The organism is Kitasatospora sp. NPDC059827, assembly GCF_042731675.1.
Taxonomy (GTDB): domain Bacteria; phylum Actinomycetota; class Actinomycetes; order Streptomycetales; family Streptomycetaceae; genus Kitasatospora.
In genome coordinates this window covers 1-16,023 of sequence record NZ_JBHWIV010000133.1, presented here as the reverse complement: position 1 = coordinate 16,023, position 16,023 = coordinate 1, and the positions used below count along the sequence as shown (strand labels likewise).

Below are 16,023 nucleotides of genomic sequence, written 5' to 3'. Positions count from 1 at the left end.
TTTTCTTGGTGGGGGGTGGTGGGGGGGGTGCTGGGTTTGTACTTTAACCACCCGGGCGCTGAGGCCCCCGGGGGCCGGCGGGGGCGGGTAAACCCGGGGGGGGCGGTTAATCACCCCCCGCGCCCCTCGGCTGTCGGCACGCCTCAGTCGACCGAGAGCCCGCCGTCGGCCGCCTCGACCTCCTCGCGGGTGATCCCGAGCAGGTACAGCACGGTGTCCAGGAAGGGCACGTTCACCGCGGTGTCGGCGGCCTCGCGCACCACGGGCTTGGCGTTGAAGGCCACCCCGAGCCCGGCCGCGTTCAGCATGTCCAGGTCGTTGGCGCCGTCGCCGATCGCCACCGTCTGCGACAGCGGCACCTTCGCCTGCTCGGCGAACCGGGCCAGCCAGCGGGCCTTGCCCGCGCGGTCCACGATCTCGCCGACCACCCGGCCGGTGAACCTGCCGTCCACCACCTCCAGGGTGTTGGCCGCCGCGAAGTCCAGCCCCAACTGCTCCACCAGGTGGTCGGTGACCTGGGTGAACCCGCCGGACACCACCGCGACCTGGAAGCCCAGCCGCTGGAGCGTACGGATCAGGGTGCGCGCCCCCGGCGTGAACCGGACCTCCGCGCGCACCTTCTCGGTCACCGAGGCGTCCAGTCCGGCCAGCAGGGCGACCCGGGCCCGCAGCGACTCGGCGAAGTCCAGCTCGCCGCGCATCGCCGCCGCCGTCACCTCGGCGACCTCCTCCTCGCAGCCCGCGTGGGCGGCGAACAGCTCGATCACCTCGTCCTGGATGAGCGTGGAGTCCACGTCCATCACCACCAGGCGCTTGGCCCGGCGCTCCAGCCCGGCGGCCACCACCGCGACGTCCACCCGCTGGGCGGCCGCCTCCTGGGCCAGTTCGGCCCGCAGCTCCTCGGTGGCCACACCGGAGACGGCCAGTTCGACCGCCGTCACCGGGTACTTGGCGAGGCGGAAGACGCGGTCGATGTTGCCGCCCGCCACGGTGATCCGGGAGGTCAGCGCGGAGACGGCGGCCGCGGTCAGCGGGTGGCCGAGCACCGTCACGTGCGAACGGCCCTCACGGCGCGGGCGGTTGTCGCCGATGCCGGAGAGGATCTCGGCCTGGAGCTTCTGCTCCTCCGCCCAGCGGTGCACGGTGGCCCGCAGGCCGCCTTCCGCGTCGGGCGAGCGGGGCGGGGTGACCAGGGCGCACAGCGTGATGCGACCACGGGTGACGACCTGCTCGATGTCGATGACGTCGACGCCGAAGCCGGCCAGGGTGGCGAAGAGGCCGGCGGTGATGCCGGGGCGGTCCTTGCCGAACACCTTGACGAGCAGGGTGCGCTCGTCCGCGGTCCGGGGCTGGGCGGCGGGGAGGGGCTCAGCGGCCAGGGGCGATGCGTTCATGGTGGCTCCCACGCTACCGGTCGGCCGCCCCGCCGGGGGCACCTGTCCCACCTCGCGGGACACCCGTGCCCGCGGCCCGACCGGCAGCCCCGGGTAGCAGCCTGGTCACAGTCACCCGGGGTGACTTTCACCCGCGGACGGCGGGCTGGAATGATTCCCCCCGTCAGTCAGAGGAACAGTGCACCCCCGGCCGGGGGCCAAATCGGGGGAACCGAGAGAGCGGGGCAGGCAAGCAGTGCCGCAACTCGTCATTGATATCAACGGACAGCAGCGGACTCTTGAGCCCGGGCGGTCCTACACCATCGGGCGCAACCCGCAGTCGGACTTCACGTTCGACGACGCCAGGGTCTCCTGGCAGCACGGGACCATCGGCTTCAACGGCAGCGGTTGGCAGCTGGACGACCACGGCAGCACCAACGGCACCTACGTGGCCGGCGCCCGCACCATGCAGGCCCAGCTGTTCCCCGGTGCCGTGGTGAACCTGGGCAACCCGGAGAACGGCCCCCGACTCGCCTTCTCCGCGCCCGCCCACGCCGCCGCCCCGCAGCCCACCCCGGTGCACGAGGCCGTCACCAGCCGCAGCCCCGCCCCGACGCCCCAGCAGCCCGCCCCGCAGCAGGCCTGGGCGGGTCAGGACCCGTACCAGCAGCAGCCGCAGGCGCAGCAGGCCTGGCCGCAGCAGCAGCCCGCGCAGCAGTACGTGCCGCAGCAGCAGGCCGCCCAGCCGTACCCGCCGCAGGACCAGCAGGCGGCGCAGCACGGCGGCTTCCCCGGGCAGCAGGGCTTCCCGGCCCCGCCGGAGCACGGCGGCGGCGGCCCGCAGCCGACGGTGATCCGCAACCTGACGGCCGGGATGCGCACCGTCCGGATCGGCCGCGCGCTGGACAACGACGTCGTGGTGTCCGACCTCCAGGTCTCCCGGCACCACGCCGAGCTGCGCCAACTGCCGGACGGCCGCTACGAGATCGTCGACCTCGGCAGCCACAACGGCATCTTCCTCAACGGCCAGCGGGTGCAGCGCCAGCTGATGGGCCCGCAGGACCGGCTGACCGTCGGCCACTCCGGCTTCCAGCTGGTCGGCGACCAGCTGCAGGAGTTCGTCGACACCGGCGCGGTCTCCTTCTCCGCCCGCCACCTGACCGTCGAGGTCGACCACAAGGGCGGCAAGAAGGTCCTGCTCGACGACGTCAGCTTCGGCGTCCCGGAGAAGTCCCTGGTGGCCGTCATCGGCCCGTCCGGCTCCGGCAAGTCGACCCTGCTGCGAGCCCTCACCGGCTACCGCCCGGCCGACCGCGGCGAGGTGCTGTACGACGGCCGCAACCTCTACAAGCAGTTCGCCGAACTCCGCTCCCGGATCGGCCTGGTGCCGCAGTCGGAGATCCTGCACCGCGAGCTGACCGTCCGGAAGGGCCTCAAGTACGCGGCCCAGCTGCGCTTCCCCGGCGACACCGAGGCCAGCGAGCGCAACGCCCGGATCGACGAGGTGCTGTACGAGCTGCGCCTGGACAAGCGCGCCGACAACAAGATCACCGCACTCTCCGGCGGCCAGCAGAAGCGCGTCTCGGTCGCGCTCGAACTGCTCACCAAGCCCTCGCTGATCTTCCTGGACGAGCCCACCTCGGGCCTCGACCCGGGCATGGACCGCGAGGTCATGCAGATGCTGCGCGGCCTCGCCGACGACGGCCGCACCATCCTGGTCGTCACCCACTCGGTGGCCGAACTCGCGCTCTGCGACCGGCTGCTGGTGATGGCGCCGGGCGGTGCGGTGGCCTACTTCGGCCCGCCGGACGAGGCGCTGCACTTCTTCGGGTACGAGACCTGGGCGGACGTCTTCCAGGCTTTCGAGAACTACCCCGACCACGACTGGGCCGGCCGCTACCGCGGTTCGGTGCACTACCAGCAGTACTCCGCCCCGACCGTCGAGGCGGGCGAGGTGCAGCACGTCCAGGTCGCCCAGGAGGCCGTCCGCCCGCCCAAGCCGCAGAGCTGGGGCTCGCAGCTGTGGACGCTGATGCGCCGCTACATGTCGGTGCTCGCCTCGGACCGCGGCTTCCTGGCGCTGTCGGTGCTGCTGCCCGCGGTGATCGGCGCGGTCAGCGTGCTGATCCCCAACGAACCGGGGCTCGCCCCCAACCCGAAGACCCAGCTGCACCTCAACAACGGGGCCGCGACGATCCTGCTGATCCTGGCGATCGGCGCCTGCTTCTCCGGGGCGGCCAACTCGGTCCGCGAGCTGATCAAGGAACGGGCGATCTACGAACGGGAACGGGCCACCGGCCTGTCCCGGTCGGCGTACATGATGTCCAAGATCATCGTGTTGGGCGTCTTCTCGGTGATCCAGGGCGCGATCATCTCCGCCGTCGGCTTCCTGCCGCGCAAGCTCCCCGAGCACGGCCTGATCGTCAAGAACATCCCGATGATCGAGATGACCATCGGCATGATCCTGCTCAGCTTCGCCGCGATGATGTTCGGCCTGATGATCTCCGCGCTGGTGAAGACCGCCGAGAAGACCATGCCGCTGCTGGTCATGTTCGCCATCGTCCAGGTCGTGTTCACCGGCTGCCTCTTCCAGATCTTCGGCAAGCCCGGCCTGGAGCAGGTCGCCTGGCTGATGCCGGCCCGCTGGGGCACCGGCATGGTGTCCACCACGCTCGACCTGTCGCACCTCATGGGCCCCTGGAACAAGGACTTCCAGAACCCCAACTACGACCCGCTGTGGTCCCACAGCGTCGCCCAGTGGTCGATCGACGCGGGCGTGCTGATCGTCATCTCGGTCGTGATCGGCGTGATCGTGACCCGGCTGCAGCGCCGGCACGAGCCCGAGGTCATGCAGAAGGGCTGACGTCCGCAGCCGCCGAAGGGCGCTCCACCCGGTTCCGGGGGAGCGCCCTTCGGCGTTCCCGGCCCCTCCCGCCCGCCGGGTGGGCCCATCGGCCTAGGTCCCCGGACCCGCGCCCGGAGCGGCCGGGGACGGACGCGGACGCCCCCGCGCCGGCGGTAGTTTGGCGGTATGCCCAGCCCGACCGGTGACCACCGGACCCCCCTCGACCCGCGCTCCGCCTGCGACCCGCTGGCCGGCATCGAGGCCGTCAGCCAGGCCCTGCTCGCGATGAGCCGGCACCTGGAGGTCCGCGAGGTGCTGCGCCGCATCACCGCCTCCGCCCGCGACCTGCTCGGCGCCGAGTACGCGGCCCTCGGCGTGCCCGACGACCACGGCGGCTTCGCCCAGTTCGTGGTCGACGGCATCACCGACGAGCAGTGGCGGGCCATCGGCCCGCTGCCCCGCCAGCACGGCGTGCTCGCCGAACTGCTGCACGAGACCGGCCCCACCCGCCTCACCGACGTCCGCAAGGCCCCGGCCTTCGAGGGCTGGCCCGCCGCCCACCCCGAGATGGACGCCTTCCTCGGCATGCCGATCCTCGACACCGAGGCCGGCGAGGACGAACCCCGGGTGACCGGCGTCATCTTCCTCGCCAACAAGCGCGGCGGCGGCCTGTTCACCGACCACGACGAGGAACTGCTGCGGATCCTCGCCGCCCACGCCGCCCTCGCCCTCACCAACGCCCGGCTGTACGAACGCAGCCGCGAACTCACCCTGGCCGGCGAGCGCGCCCGGATCGCCCACGACCTGCACGACGCCGTCTCGCAGAAGCTGTTCTCGCTGCGGCTGACCGCCAAGGCCGCCGCCAAACTCGTCGACCGCGACCCGGCCCGGGCCCGCGCCGAGCTGGAGGAGGTCGCCCGGCTCGCCGCCGAGGCCGCCGACGAACTGCGCGCCGTGGTGGTCGAACTGCGCCCCGCCGCCCTGGAGGAGGACGGGCTGAGCGCCACCCTCGCCTCCCAGGTGCAGGTCCTCGACCGCGCCCACACCGCCGACCTCGCCTTCGCCGCCGACGGCGTCCGCGCCCTGCCGCCCGCCCAGGAGGCCGCGCTGCTGCGGGTCGCCCAGGAGGCGCTGCACAACGCGCTGCGCCACTCCGGCGCCGGCCGGGTCACCGTCACCCTGGCCGGCACCCCCGCCCGCGGCGCCGTGCTGCGGGTGCGCGACGACGGCCGGGGCTTCGACCCCGAGTCCGTCCGCCGGGCCGGCCGCCACCTCGGCCTGGCCTCGATGCGCGACCGCGCGGCCGCCGTCGGCGGCACGCTCACCCTGGAGTCCGCCCCCGGCAAGGGGACGCTCGTCGAGATGGAGGTCCCCGGTGCCTGAGAGCACGCCGTCGATCCGCGTCCTGCTGGTCGACGACCACCAGGTGGTCCGCCGCGGGCTGCGCACCTTCCTGGAGGTCCAGGACGACATCGAGGTGGTCGGGGAGGCCGCCGACGGGGCCGAGGGCGTCGAGCGCGCCCGCGAACTCGACCCGGACGTCGTCCTGATGGACCTCAAGATGCCCGGCGTCGACGGCATCGAGGCGCTGCGCACCCTCAAGGACGGCGGCAGCCGGGCCCGGATCCTGATCGTCACCAGCTTCACCGAGCACCGCACCATGGTCCCCGCGCTGCGGGCCGGCGCCGCCGGGTACGTCTACAAGGACGTGGACCCGGAGGCGCTGGCCGGGGCGATCCGCTCGGTGCACGCCGGCCACGTGCTGCTCCAGCCCGAACTGGCCGAGGCACTGCTCGCCGACGACGGCCCGCGCGCCCCGCAGGGCCGCGGCGGCACCCTCACCGAGCGCGAGCGCGAGGTGCTCGGCCACATCGCCGACGGCCGCTCCAACCGGGAGATCGCCCGCAGCCTGCACCTGTCGGAGAAGACGGTGAAGACCCACGTCTCCAACATCCTGATGAAGCTGGACCTCGCCGACCGCACCCAGGCCGCGCTGTGGGCCGTCCGCAACGGCGAGGCCCGGGCCTGAGGCCCCTCGCCCGCCGTTCCCTCCCGGCGGTTCCCTCCCCGCCGTTCCCGCGACCGTCAGTGGTCCTCGCGCTCGTCCACCAGGGCGTTGTAGGCGGCGACCTGGGCCCGCCGGGCGGTGCGCCGCAGCGGGGCCAGCACCGACTGCCGGGCGGCCATCTCGGAGGCGCTCACGGCCGCGCCGTGGCCGCCCGCGGCGATCGCCAGCAGGGCGGACACCTGGCGGGCCGACTCCAGCACCCGGACGGCGCGCGGCGGGTAGCCGGGGGCCAGCAGCTCGGCGTGGCCGCGCCGGCGGTACGCCTCCAGGGCGCGCAGCGCCTCCGGGCCCGCGCCCGCCACGTCCAGCCCGGCCAGCAGGACGGTCGCCTCGCGCAGCCCCTCCGCCAGCTCGCGCTCGGCCTCGTGCAGCGAGGGCACGTCCGCCGGCGGGGCGTCGCCGACCTCGGCGCAGCGCCACAGCACGGTGGCCGAGCGGTCGCCCGCCGGACCGAACACCGTGATCTCCGGCACCAGCCCGAGCGGTGCGCCGACCGCGAGCACGGCCTCGCCGGCCGCCATGGCCCGCTCGTTGAACACCGCCGGGCCGGTCAGGCCCAGCGGGTGCCCGGCCGAGGGCAGCGCCAGCCGCAGGCCCTTCACACCCAGCACCCGCAGCCGCCCCAACGCCCAGGTCAGCGCGTGCGGCTCGCCCGGGGCGTCCCCGGGCAGCCCGGTCACCCGGTGGCCCTCGTCGGCGCCGAGCACGGCCTCGGCGGCGTCGTCCGGCGCCGCCAGGCCGCTCAGCAGAGCGTTGCCCCAGGCGGTCAGCCGCCCCGAACGGGGCTCTTCGTACGGATTGTCGGCAGGAGTCACGAGCATCCGGCCAGCCTACGGAATCGGCGGTCATCCGCGTGGCGTAGGTTTGCCCATGCGCGTGCGGCGCACCCATCCCGTGCCCACCGGCTGCCGGGGTCGGTCCGCCGCCCGCACCGACGGCCGACATTTTTGGTATTTGGGGAAGGCGTGGGCATGAGCGACGTGCTGGAGCTGGTGGACGTATCCGTGGTCCGGGAGGGGCGCGCGCTGGTCGACCAGGTCTCGTGGTCCATCTCCGAGGGTGAGCGCTGGGTCATCCTGGGCCCGAACGGCGCCGGCAAGACCACCCTGCTGCAGATCGCCTCCTCGTACCTCTTCCCGACCTCGGGCAAGGTCTCGGTGCTGGGCGAGAAGCTGGGCGAGATCGACGTCTTCGAGCTGCGCTCCCGGATCGGCCTGGCCGGCGCCTCGATGTTCGACAAGCTGCCGGCCGAGCAGACCGTGCTGCAGACCGTGCTCACCGCGGCGTACGGCATGACGGTCAGCTGGCAGGAGTCCTACGAGCAGTCCGACGAGGGCCGCGCCCTCGCGCTGCTCGACCGGATGGGCATGGCCGGCCTGACCGGCCGCAAGTTCGGCACCCTCTCCGAGGGCGAGCGCAAGCGCACCCTGATCGCCCGCGCCCTGATGACCGACCCCGAGCTGCTGCTGCTCGACGAGCCGGCGGCCGGCCTGGACCTCGGCGGCCGGGAGGACCTGGTCCGCCGGCTCGGCGCGCTGGCCCAGGACGAGTTCGCGCCGGCCATGGCGATGGTCACCCACCACGTCGAGGAGATCGCCCCCGGCTTCACCCACGTGCTGATGATCCGCCAGGGCAGGGTGCTCACGGCCGGCCCGATCGACACCGAGCTGACCGCCCGCAACCTCTCCAAGTGCTTCGGCCTGCCGCTCACCCTGGAGCGCCACGGCGACCGCTGGTCGGCGCAGGGACTGCCGCTGGGCTGACCCCGGGTCGGCCCTAACCGAGGCTGTCGGAACCGGTCGCACGTGCGACCGGTTTCCGCCCCTCGACCTGCGGGAACTGTCCGCCTCGAAGGCCCTTCGCTCCCTAGGATGGTCGTGTGGACAGTTGGACCTGGTGGCTCCTGGCCGCCGCAGCGCTCGGCATACCGCTGGTGCTCACCGCGATGCCGGAGTTCGCCATGTTCGCGATCGGCGCGCTCGTGGCCTCCGGCGCGGCCGGACTGGGCGCGGGGGTGGTCCTCCAGGCCGTGACCTTCCTGGTGGTCTCGGTCGCACTGGTGGCCTTCGTCCGGCCGATCGCCTACCGGCAGCTCCAGAAGGGCCCGCAGGTCAAGATGGGCATCGAGGCGCTGCAGGGCGCCACCGCGGTCGTCGCGGAAACCGTCGACGGGGAGGGCGGTCGGATCAAGCTCAACGGTGAGATCTGGTCGGCCCGCGCGCTCCACCCGGACCAGGTCTACCAGCCCGGGCAGCAGGTCGACGTCGTCGAAATCCAGGGCGCGACCGCCCTGGTCGTCTAGGGGAGAGTCCGTGGAACCCGTCCTTATCGTTTTGGTCGTCCTGGTCGTGGTGGCCTTCATCGCGCTGATCAAGACGATCCAGGTCATCCCGCAGGCCAGCGCCGCGATCGTGGAGCGCTTCGGCCGCTACACCCGGACGCTCAACGCGGGGCTGAACATCGTCGTGCCGTTCATCGACCGGGTCCGCAACCGGATCGACCTGCGTGAGCAGGTCGTCCCGTTCCCGCCCCAGCCGGTGATCACCCAGGACAACCTGGTCGTCAACATCGACACCGTCATCTACTACCAGGTCACCGACCCCCGGGCCGCCACCTACGAGGTCGCCAGCTACATCCAGGCCATCGAGCAGCTGACCGTCACCACGCTGCGCAACATCATCGGCTCGATGGACCTGGAGTCCACCCTGACCTCGCGCGAGGTCATCAACGCCGGTCTGCGCGGCGTGCTGGACGAGGCCACCGGCAAGTGGGGCATCCGGGTCAACCGCGTCGAGCTCAAGGCGATCGAGCCGCCGACCTCCATCCAGGACTCGATGGAGAAGCAGATGCGCGCCGACCGTGACAAGCGCGCCGCGATCCTCACCGCCGAGGGCCAGCGCCAGGCGCAGATCCTCAAGGCCGAGGGTGAGAAGCAGGCGGACGTGCTCCGGGCCGAGGGTGAGGCGCAGGCCGCGGTGCTGCGCGCCGACGGTGAGGCGGCCGCGATCCGGACGGTCTTCGAGGCCATCCACGACGGCGACGCCGACCAGAAGCTGCTCGCCTACCAGTACCTGCAGACCCTGCCCGAGCTGGCCAAGGGCGACTCCAACAAGCTCTGGATCATCCCCAGCGAGGTCGGCGACGCGCTCAAGGGCCTCGGCGGGGCCTTCGGCGGCCTGACCGGCAACGGCGGCGGGATGAACGGCGGCGCGGTGGCCGCGCCGAGCGTCCCCCAGGCGCCCCCGGCGGCGACCCAGGTGCCGCTGGACCCGGCGGCCGGGCCGCGGCCGGTGGACGTGGAGAAGGGCGCCGCCCGCCCCCGGGTGGACCCGGCGCGGGAGTACCGCAAGATCGACCCGGAGTGATCGGTCCGGAGTGACCGACCCGGAGTGATCGGACCGGAGTGATCGGACCGGAGTGATCGGTCCGGAGTGGTCGGTCCGGTCCTCCGGTCGGGGCCCGCTGCCTGCTGGTGGCGGGCCCCGCTGTTTCTCCGGTCGGCGCCCGGGCGGCGTCCCGCGTGCTGCCCCGGCGGTGTGGCGTACGTCCCGAATGGTGGTCGGGCCTGGTCGGGCCGGTGCGCCGTCCGGCATGATCCCCTCGGACAGGACCGCGAGGAGGGGTGACCCATGACGCTCTGGGAGGCGATCGCCGTCCTGGTGGCCGGCGTCGGCGCCGGGATGATCAACGTGATCGTCGGCTCCGGCACCCTGATCACCTTCCCGGTCCTGCTCGCGGTCGGCATCCCGCCGGTGACCGCCAACATCTCCAACTCCTTCGGCCTGGTGCCCGGTTCGCTCAGCGGCGTGTTCGGCTACCGCCGCGAACTGGCCGGCCAGGGCCGCCGGCTGCGCCGGATGGGCACCGCCTCGCTGCTCGGCGGGCTGCTCGGCGCGCTGCTGCTGACCAGACTGCCCAGCGGCGCCTTCGACGCGATCGTCCCGGCGCTGATCCTGCTCGCCCTCGTCCTGGTGGTGGTCCAGCCCCGGGTGGCCAAGGCCGTCGCGGCCCGGCGGCGCGCCGACGGCGATCCGGACGGCGGCCCGGTGCTACTGGCCGGGGTGTTCCTCACCGGCATCTACGGCGGCTACTTCGGTGCCGCCCAGGGCGTCCTGCTGATGGCGCTGATGGGCATGCTGCTCCAGGAGGAGCTGCAGCGGATCAACGCGGTGAAGAACGCGCTGGCGCTGATCGTCAACGGGGTCGCCGCCCTGTTCTTCCTGTTCACCTCGACGGTGAACTGGACGGCCGCCGGGCTGATCGCGGCGGGCTCGCTGGTCGGCGGCCTGATCGGCGCCAAGGTCGGCCGCCGCCTCCCGCCGGCCGCGCTGCGCGGGGTCATCGTGGTGGTCGGGCTCGCGGCCGTCACCAAGCTGCTGCTGAGCTGAGTTGACCGGGCTTCGGACGGCTGTGGGATCGTACGACCGACCGAACCGTCGTCCGTGAACCGGAGAGTGTGCCATGGCCCTGGAGATGCGCGAGATCTGCGAGCGCTGTGAGGTGTCGCTGACCGCCGACGGCCCCGCCTCGATATGTTCCTTCGAGTGCACCTTCTGCGCCGACTGCACCGAGGCCATGGCCGCCAACTGCCCCAACTGCGGCGGCGAACTGGTGGTCCGTCCGCGTCGGAAGGCCGCCTGACCGGCACCCCGCCCGACCGGCACCCCGCCGGTCCGACCGACGACCCCCGGAGCGCACCGATGAGCAGCAGGGCCCGACTGAGCGAGGACGAGACCGTGGCGGCCCTGGCGGCCGTGCCGCTGTGGCGCCGGGACGGCGACAGCATCGTCCGCAGCGCCGACGCCCCCGACTTCCCGGCCGCGATCCGGGTGGTCGTCGCCGTCGCCGAACAGGCCGAGGCGCTCGACCACCACCCCGACGTCGACATCCGCTGGCGCACCCTGCGCTTCGTGCTGTCCACGCACAGCGCCGGCGGTCTCACCGGCCTGGACTTCACCCTCGCCGCCCGGATCGACGAGGCCCTGCGCGCGGAGTCCGCGGCCTGAGGGTCGCTCTGCCCTGGTCCGGGCCCGCGCCTGTCCGTGTCTGTCCGTGCCTGCCCGCTCCGGCCCGTTCCGGCCCGTGCCCAGGGGCCGGGCGGTCGGCCGGGGCGGGCGTGAGATGCTGACTGCCGCAATCGGCAGGCAGCGGGGGCAGGGAGGGACGGAACGGTGGCGCAGGAGCCCTTCGGAGACCCCCACGCCCAGCAGCAGCCGTGGTACCCCCAGGGCTCGCAGCAGAACTGGCCGGGGTACCACGACCAGCAACAGCAGGCGCAGTGGCAGCAGCAGTCGTCGCAGCCGCAGCCGGAGTCGCACGGGCAGTGGCCGCAGGCGGCGCACCACGAGCAGCCGGGCGGTCACTGGCAGCCGACCTACGACCAGCAGGGCGGCTACGGGCAGACCGGCTACGTCGAGGGCGGGTACGCCCAGGGGCAGCCGTACCAGCAGCCGCACTCCGGGTACCCGGAGTACTCGGAGCACCCGGAGTTCCCGGGCCACGGGCAGCAGCCGTACGCCGCCGAGCCGCAGGAGCGACCGGTCGCGGACGGACTGTACGTCCCGGCGGGGGCGGAGTACTCGGCCGACGGGTACGTGCGGCTGGAGGAATCCCCGGCGGAGCCGGCGACCGCGGTGGGGGAGACCGGTGACCACGGTGCCGTGCCTGCCGAGCCGGCTGAGCCCGCTGAGCCCGCCGCATCCGCCGGGCGCTCGCGGGCGGGCCGGCGCGGTGGCGGCGCTTCCGCTTCCTCGTCGTCTTCGTCTTCCGCTTCCGCCGGCGCTTCCTCGCTGGTGGACAAGGTCCGGTCGGCCGTCCTGACCGGGGAGCACGTGCCCAGTCGACGGGCCCTGCTGGTGCGGGCCGGTGCCGGGGTGGCGGCGCTCGGTGTGCTGATAACCGCGGCGCTGACGGTCGGTGCCGAGGGCGGCGGCAGTGCGGCGGCGAGCAGCGGAGGCGAGCCCGGGTTCGCGGTGGCGCACACCAAGGCCTGGTCCGCGCAGCCCGTCGCCGCCGCGCAGCCCGCGGGTGACGACACGCTGGTCGGCAGCTGGCTGCTGGCCGACGCGGTGGTCCGCGCCGACGGCTCCGGCGTGCACGCCTACGACCGGACGGCGGGCAAGCCGACCTGGTCGGTCGAGCCCCCGGCGGCCGGGGCCGTCCCGTGCGGACTGTCGGCGGGCGTGAACCAGGCCGGGCTGGGCGTCGCCCTGTTCCGGCCGCAGGCCGACCCGAAGAGCCCCTGCACGCTGGTCGCCGCCGTGGACACCAAGACCGGCAAGACCGCCTGGACCAAGACCGTCTCGGACGCCAAGGGCGCCTACTCGGCGCGGATCGGCGTCACCGAGGACATGGTGATCGCGGTCGGCGACGACCGGGCGGTGGCCTGGGCGTCGGCCGACGGGAAGGACGTCTGGCAGTACACCGGCCAGGGCAAGTTCTGCACCCTGTCCGGCGGCGTCACCGGAAAGACCGTGCTGGTCGCCTCGACCTGCGCCGACTCCACGCCCGCCGACCAGGCCGTCTCGCTGAACGCGGCGGACGGCAAGGTCGGCTGGTGGCGGGGCCTGAACAACCAGCCGAAGACCGTTACCGTGCTCTCCGCCGAACCCTCCGTGGTGCTCACCACCGGAGCGAAGCCCGAGGACGACCGGGTGTTCGCCTGGGGGCCGGCCGGCGACCCGGCCGCCGAGATCCCGGTGGTCACCGACGGCGGCCGACTGGTCCTCACCCACGGAACGTTTTCGGCCACCCCCGAGGTCTTCTTCGAGGGCCGCACGATGGTGGCCGCGATGACCCCGGCGAACCCGGGCGGGCCGGTGTCCGCGGTCGGCTACGACCTGGACACCGGCAAGCAGCGCTGGAAGGCGCCGACCGCCGCCAAGGGCACCGCCCGGGCCGTCGGCATCGACGGCGGCTCGCTGGTGCTGGCCGCCGACGAGCGCCGCGACCAGCCCGCCCGCCTCGGCCGCTTCCCGCTGGCGGGCGGCCAGGAGGCGGTCGGCGGCAACTTCCCGTCCGGCACCGGCTCGCTGCTGCTCTCCGGGCGGGTGCTGATCGGTGGCGGGCAGGTGGTCGTGGTGCCCGAGCATGCGGCCAACTACGGCACGGCCGCGGGCTTCCAGGCGAAGGGCTGAGCCCGCGGGGCCCGGCCGCGTGGGTGGCCGGGCCGTCGCCGGGATGGCGCCGGGCCTTCGCTACTCCTTTGCTAGGCCGCCGTGACGGGTTGCCCCGGTACGGCCGGCAGCCAGTCGGCGAGCTCCCGGGCCTCCGAGCCGCGCAGGCCGAGCGCCAGCATCAGAGTGGCCTGGGGCGTCGGGACGAACGGGCGCCGGAGCAGCTTCATCCCGGCCTGCTCGGGTGTCCGGTCGGCCTTGCGCTGGTTGTCCTCGGCGCACGCGGCCACGGTGTTCAGCCAACTGTCCTCGCCACCGCGTGACTTGGGGTGCAGGTGGTCCACCGTGGTGGCCCGGTGCCCGCAGTACGCGCACAGGTGTTGGTCCCTGGCCAGGACACCCCGCCGCGACCACGGGGCCTGTTGTCGGAACGGCACCCTCACGTACCTCTGCAGTCTGATCACCCGGGGCACCGGAACGGCTACACCGGTACCCCGGATCGAGCGCAACGGATGCGCCTGCTCCACCACCGCCTTGTCCTGGAGCACCAGGACGACGGCGCGCTGGAGCGACACCGTCGTCAGGGGCTCGTAGCTCGCGTTCAGAACCAGCGTGTTGCGCACTCGGCACACCCTTCCCACGGGCGTGCCACGGCGGCACGACCGTCTCCACACACGTCACTGCCGCCGCGCGGCGGTGAAACCACTCTGAATGGGCCCACAGCCGACTAACAACGGAATTTCCGGTATCGGGGAGGAACCCGGGGGTGGGACCCCGGCCGACCGACCCGGTGCCTCGGGGAAAACTCGCTGGCCGGAACCGCGTAGGCTCTATCAGGCTGGAGTCGTACCGACCCGGGGCCCGACCGAACCGAACCGGGCCGACAACGGGCGGACGCCCGATCGAAGGAGAAGCGTGACCGTGACGGACATCGTCGACGAGCTGCAGTGGCGTGGGCTGATCGCCCTGTCCACCGACGAGGACGCACTGCGCAAGGCGTTCGCGGACGGCCCGGTCACGTTCTATTGCGGCTTCGACCCGACGGCCCCCAGCCTGCACCTCGGCAACCTGGTGCAGATCCTCACCATGCGCCGCATCCAGCAGGCGGGGAACCTCCCGCTCGGCCTGGTCGGTGGCGCCACCGGCCTGATCGGCGACCCGAAGCCCACCGCCGAGCGCGTGCTCAACGACCCCGAGACGGTGGCCGCCTGGGTCGAGCGCCTGCGCGGCCAGATCTCGCGCTTCCTCGACTTCGAGGGCCCGTACGCGGCGCGCATGGTCAACAACCTGGACTGGACCTCCGGGATGTCGGCGATCAGCCTGCTGCGCGACGTCGGCAAGTACTTCCGCGTCAACAACATGATCGCCAAGGAGGCCGTCGCCCGACGCCTCAACTCCGACGCGGGCATCAGCTACACCGAGTTCAGCTACCAGATCCTCCAGGGCATGGACTACCTGGAGCTGAACCGCCGCTACGGCTGCACCCTGCAGACCGGCGGCAGCGACCAGTGGGGCAACCTCACGGCCGGCACCGACCTGATCCGCAAGGCCGACGCCAAGTCCGTGCACGCGCTGGCCACGCCGCTGATCGTCAAGGCCGACGGCACCAAGTTCGGCAAGACCGAGTCCGGCACGGTCTGGCTCGACCCCGAGCTGACCACCCCGTACGCCTTCTACCAGTTCTGGCTGAACGCGGACGACCGGGACGTCTCCAACTTCCTGCGGATCTTCAGCTTCCGCTCGAAGGAGGAGATCGAGGAGCTGGAGCGCGAGACCACCGAGCGCCCCGCCGCCCGCCTCGCCCAGCGCGCCCTGGCCGAGGAGCTCACCACGCTGGTGCACGGCGCCGAGCAGTACGAGCGCGCGGTCGCCGCGTCCAAGGCACTGTTCGGGCAGGGCGACCTGGCCGACCTGGAGGCCCCGACCCTGGCCGCGGCCCTCGCCGAGGTCCCGAAGGCCGAGACCGCCGAACTCCAGCCGATCGTCGACCTGCTGGTCGCGGTCGGCCTGGCGCCGAGCCGCTCGGCCGCCCGTCGGACGGTCAAGGAGGGCGGCGCCTACCTCAACAACGTCAAGGTGACGGACGAGGAGGCGGTGCCGACCGAGGCCGATCTGCTGCACGGGCGCTGGCTCGTGCTGCGGCGCGGCAAGCGGAACCTGGCGGCGGCGGAGCTGGTGCCGGCGTCGTCGGCGGTGGCGGCCGAGCCGGCCGACTCGGTTGAGTGACCGAGCCGCCGAAGGACCGAGTGACTGAAAACCGACGCCGCCGAGCTGCGGCTTCGACGATCGAGGGCGGGATCCAGCCGGATCCCGCCCTCGACGTTTGACGATGTCCTCCAGGTGGCCTAGTGTTGAACGAGTCGCTGGAGCGGCCACCCCACTCAGCAAGACCCACTCTCACACTTCGAAGCCCATTCAATTGGGTTCGTCGGCATATCCGTCGACAGGGTGTGATCGTGAATTTCGAGTCACTCTTGAAATGCGCTAAAGTGGTGGTCGTCGCGAAAAGCGGCCCGACCAGTTCGGAAAATCGGATGAATGAAACTCCGGAAAACGGAGCGGAAAACATCTGGTAAGCTGGAAACACGAAAGAACGAAGCGCCCGGAGGGCCCGCTGGAAGG

At 72.7% G+C, this 16,023-nt stretch carries 14 protein-coding genes; 11 read left to right on the top strand and 3 right to left on the bottom strand.

The annotated features are described in order from the left end of the window. Positions 1-143: 143 nt before the first annotated feature. Entirely contained in the window at positions 144-1,394 is a 1,251-nt protein-coding gene (serB, locus tag ACFV8H_RS39685) for a phosphoserine phosphatase SerB (protein WP_375893896.1), read from the bottom strand. A 235-nt stretch (positions 1,395-1,629) separates the two neighbouring features. Here serB and ACFV8H_RS39680 point away from each other — a divergent pair, with 235 nt between their 5' ends. The 3 genes from ACFV8H_RS39680 (at position 1,630) to ACFV8H_RS39670 (ending at position 6,247) form a co-directional block, all read left to right on the top strand. Then, positions 1,630-4,236: an FHA domain-containing protein gene (locus tag ACFV8H_RS39680; RefSeq protein ID WP_380409409.1), complete on the top strand. Its 2,607-nt coding sequence runs from the start codon at positions 1,630-1,632 to the stop codon at positions 4,234-4,236. 168 nt (positions 4,237-4,404) lie between these two features. Then, positions 4,405-5,601 (top strand): GAF domain-containing sensor histidine kinase, encoded by a 1,197-nt coding sequence (locus ACFV8H_RS39675; RefSeq protein WP_375893892.1) that lies wholly within the window; start codon positions 4,405-4,407, stop codon positions 5,599-5,601. Further along, a complete protein-coding gene (locus ACFV8H_RS39670; RefSeq protein ID WP_360241205.1) occupies positions 5,594-6,247 on the top strand; it encodes a response regulator transcription factor in 654 nt (217 codons plus the stop codon). The genes ACFV8H_RS39675 and ACFV8H_RS39670 overlap by 8 nt, the downstream gene beginning before the upstream one ends. Positions 6,248-6,303: 56 nt before the next feature. Here the strand turns inward: ACFV8H_RS39670 and ACFV8H_RS39665 are convergent, their stop codons facing one another. Beyond that, complete coding sequence (locus tag ACFV8H_RS39665; protein WP_380409407.1) at positions 6,304-7,107, bottom strand: hypothetical protein; 804 nt, start codon at positions 7,105-7,107, stop codon at positions 6,304-6,306. Between the two features lie 150 nt (positions 7,108-7,257). On the opposite strand from ACFV8H_RS39665, the gene ACFV8H_RS39660 reads away from it, so the two are divergent. From ACFV8H_RS39660 to ACFV8H_RS39630, 7 genes are all read left to right on the top strand, one after another. Beyond that, entirely contained in the window at positions 7,258-8,049 is a 792-nt protein-coding gene (locus ACFV8H_RS39660; protein ID WP_375893885.1) for an ABC transporter ATP-binding protein, read from the top strand. Between the two features lie 116 nt (positions 8,050-8,165). After that, positions 8,166-8,588, top strand: coding sequence for an NfeD family protein (locus tag ACFV8H_RS39655; protein WP_350506796.1), 423 nt, complete (start codon positions 8,166-8,168; stop codon positions 8,586-8,588). Positions 8,589-8,598: 10 nt separating this feature from the next. Next, positions 8,599-9,651: an SPFH domain-containing protein gene (locus tag ACFV8H_RS39650; protein WP_350506797.1), complete on the top strand. Its 1,053-nt coding sequence runs from the start codon at positions 8,599-8,601 to the stop codon at positions 9,649-9,651. A gap of 264 nt (positions 9,652-9,915) precedes the next feature. Beyond that, a complete protein-coding gene (locus tag ACFV8H_RS39645; RefSeq protein WP_380409404.1) occupies positions 9,916-10,674 on the top strand; it encodes a sulfite exporter TauE/SafE family protein in 759 nt (252 codons plus the stop codon). A gap of 73 nt (positions 10,675-10,747) precedes the next feature. After that, positions 10,748-10,927: a DUF1272 domain-containing protein gene (locus ACFV8H_RS39640; RefSeq protein ID WP_360241223.1), complete on the top strand. Its 180-nt coding sequence runs from the start codon at positions 10,748-10,750 to the stop codon at positions 10,925-10,927. 59 nt (positions 10,928-10,986) lie between these two features. Beyond that, complete coding sequence (locus ACFV8H_RS39635; RefSeq protein ID WP_375893876.1) at positions 10,987-11,292, top strand: 4a-hydroxytetrahydrobiopterin dehydratase; 306 nt, start codon at positions 10,987-10,989, stop codon at positions 11,290-11,292. Between the two features lie 165 nt (positions 11,293-11,457). Next, positions 11,458-13,422: a PQQ-binding-like beta-propeller repeat protein gene (locus tag ACFV8H_RS39630; protein WP_380409402.1), complete on the top strand. Its 1,965-nt coding sequence runs from the start codon at positions 11,458-11,460 to the stop codon at positions 13,420-13,422. Positions 13,423-13,493: 71 nt separating this feature from the next. Here the strand turns inward: ACFV8H_RS39630 and ACFV8H_RS39625 are convergent, their stop codons facing one another. Further along, the gene (locus ACFV8H_RS39625) at positions 13,494-14,024 is read right to left on the bottom strand and encodes an HNH endonuclease (protein ID WP_375893871.1); all 531 of its coding nucleotides are present in this window, start codon (positions 14,022-14,024) and stop codon (positions 13,494-13,496) included. Positions 14,025-14,322: 298 nt separating this feature from the next. On the opposite strand from ACFV8H_RS39625, the gene tyrS reads away from it, so the two are divergent. Beyond that, a complete protein-coding gene (tyrS, locus tag ACFV8H_RS39620; RefSeq protein WP_380409411.1) occupies positions 14,323-15,627 on the top strand; it encodes a tyrosine--tRNA ligase in 1,305 nt (434 codons plus the stop codon). The last annotated feature ends 396 nt before the right edge of the window (positions 15,628-16,023 follow it).

What these genes read in the sequence shown, in the direction of transcription:
- ACFV8H_RS39640 (WP_360241223.1), top strand. Translation starts at nt 10,748, where the DNA reads ATGGCCCTGGAGATGCGCGAGATCTGCGAGCGCTGTGAGGTGTCGCTG.
- ACFV8H_RS39635 (WP_375893876.1), top strand. Translation starts at nt 10,987, where the DNA reads ATGAGCAGCAGGGCCCGACTGAGCGAGGACGAGACCGTGGCGGCCCTG.
- ACFV8H_RS39675 (WP_375893892.1), top strand. Translation starts at nt 4,405, where the DNA reads ATGCCCAGCCCGACCGGTGACCACCGGACCCCCCTCGACCCGCGCTCC.
- ACFV8H_RS39645 (WP_380409404.1), top strand. Translation starts at nt 9,916, where the DNA reads ATGACGCTCTGGGAGGCGATCGCCGTCCTGGTGGCCGGCGTCGGCGCC.
- ACFV8H_RS39665 (WP_380409407.1), bottom strand. Translation starts at nt 7,107, where the DNA reads ATGCTCGTGACTCCTGCCGACAATCCGTACGAAGAGCCCCGTTCGGGG.
- ACFV8H_RS39660 (WP_375893885.1), top strand. Translation starts at nt 7,258, where the DNA reads ATGAGCGACGTGCTGGAGCTGGTGGACGTATCCGTGGTCCGGGAGGGG.
- serB (WP_375893896.1), bottom strand. Translation starts at nt 1,394, where the DNA reads ATGAACGCATCGCCCCTGGCCGCTGAGCCCCTCCCCGCCGCCCAGCCC.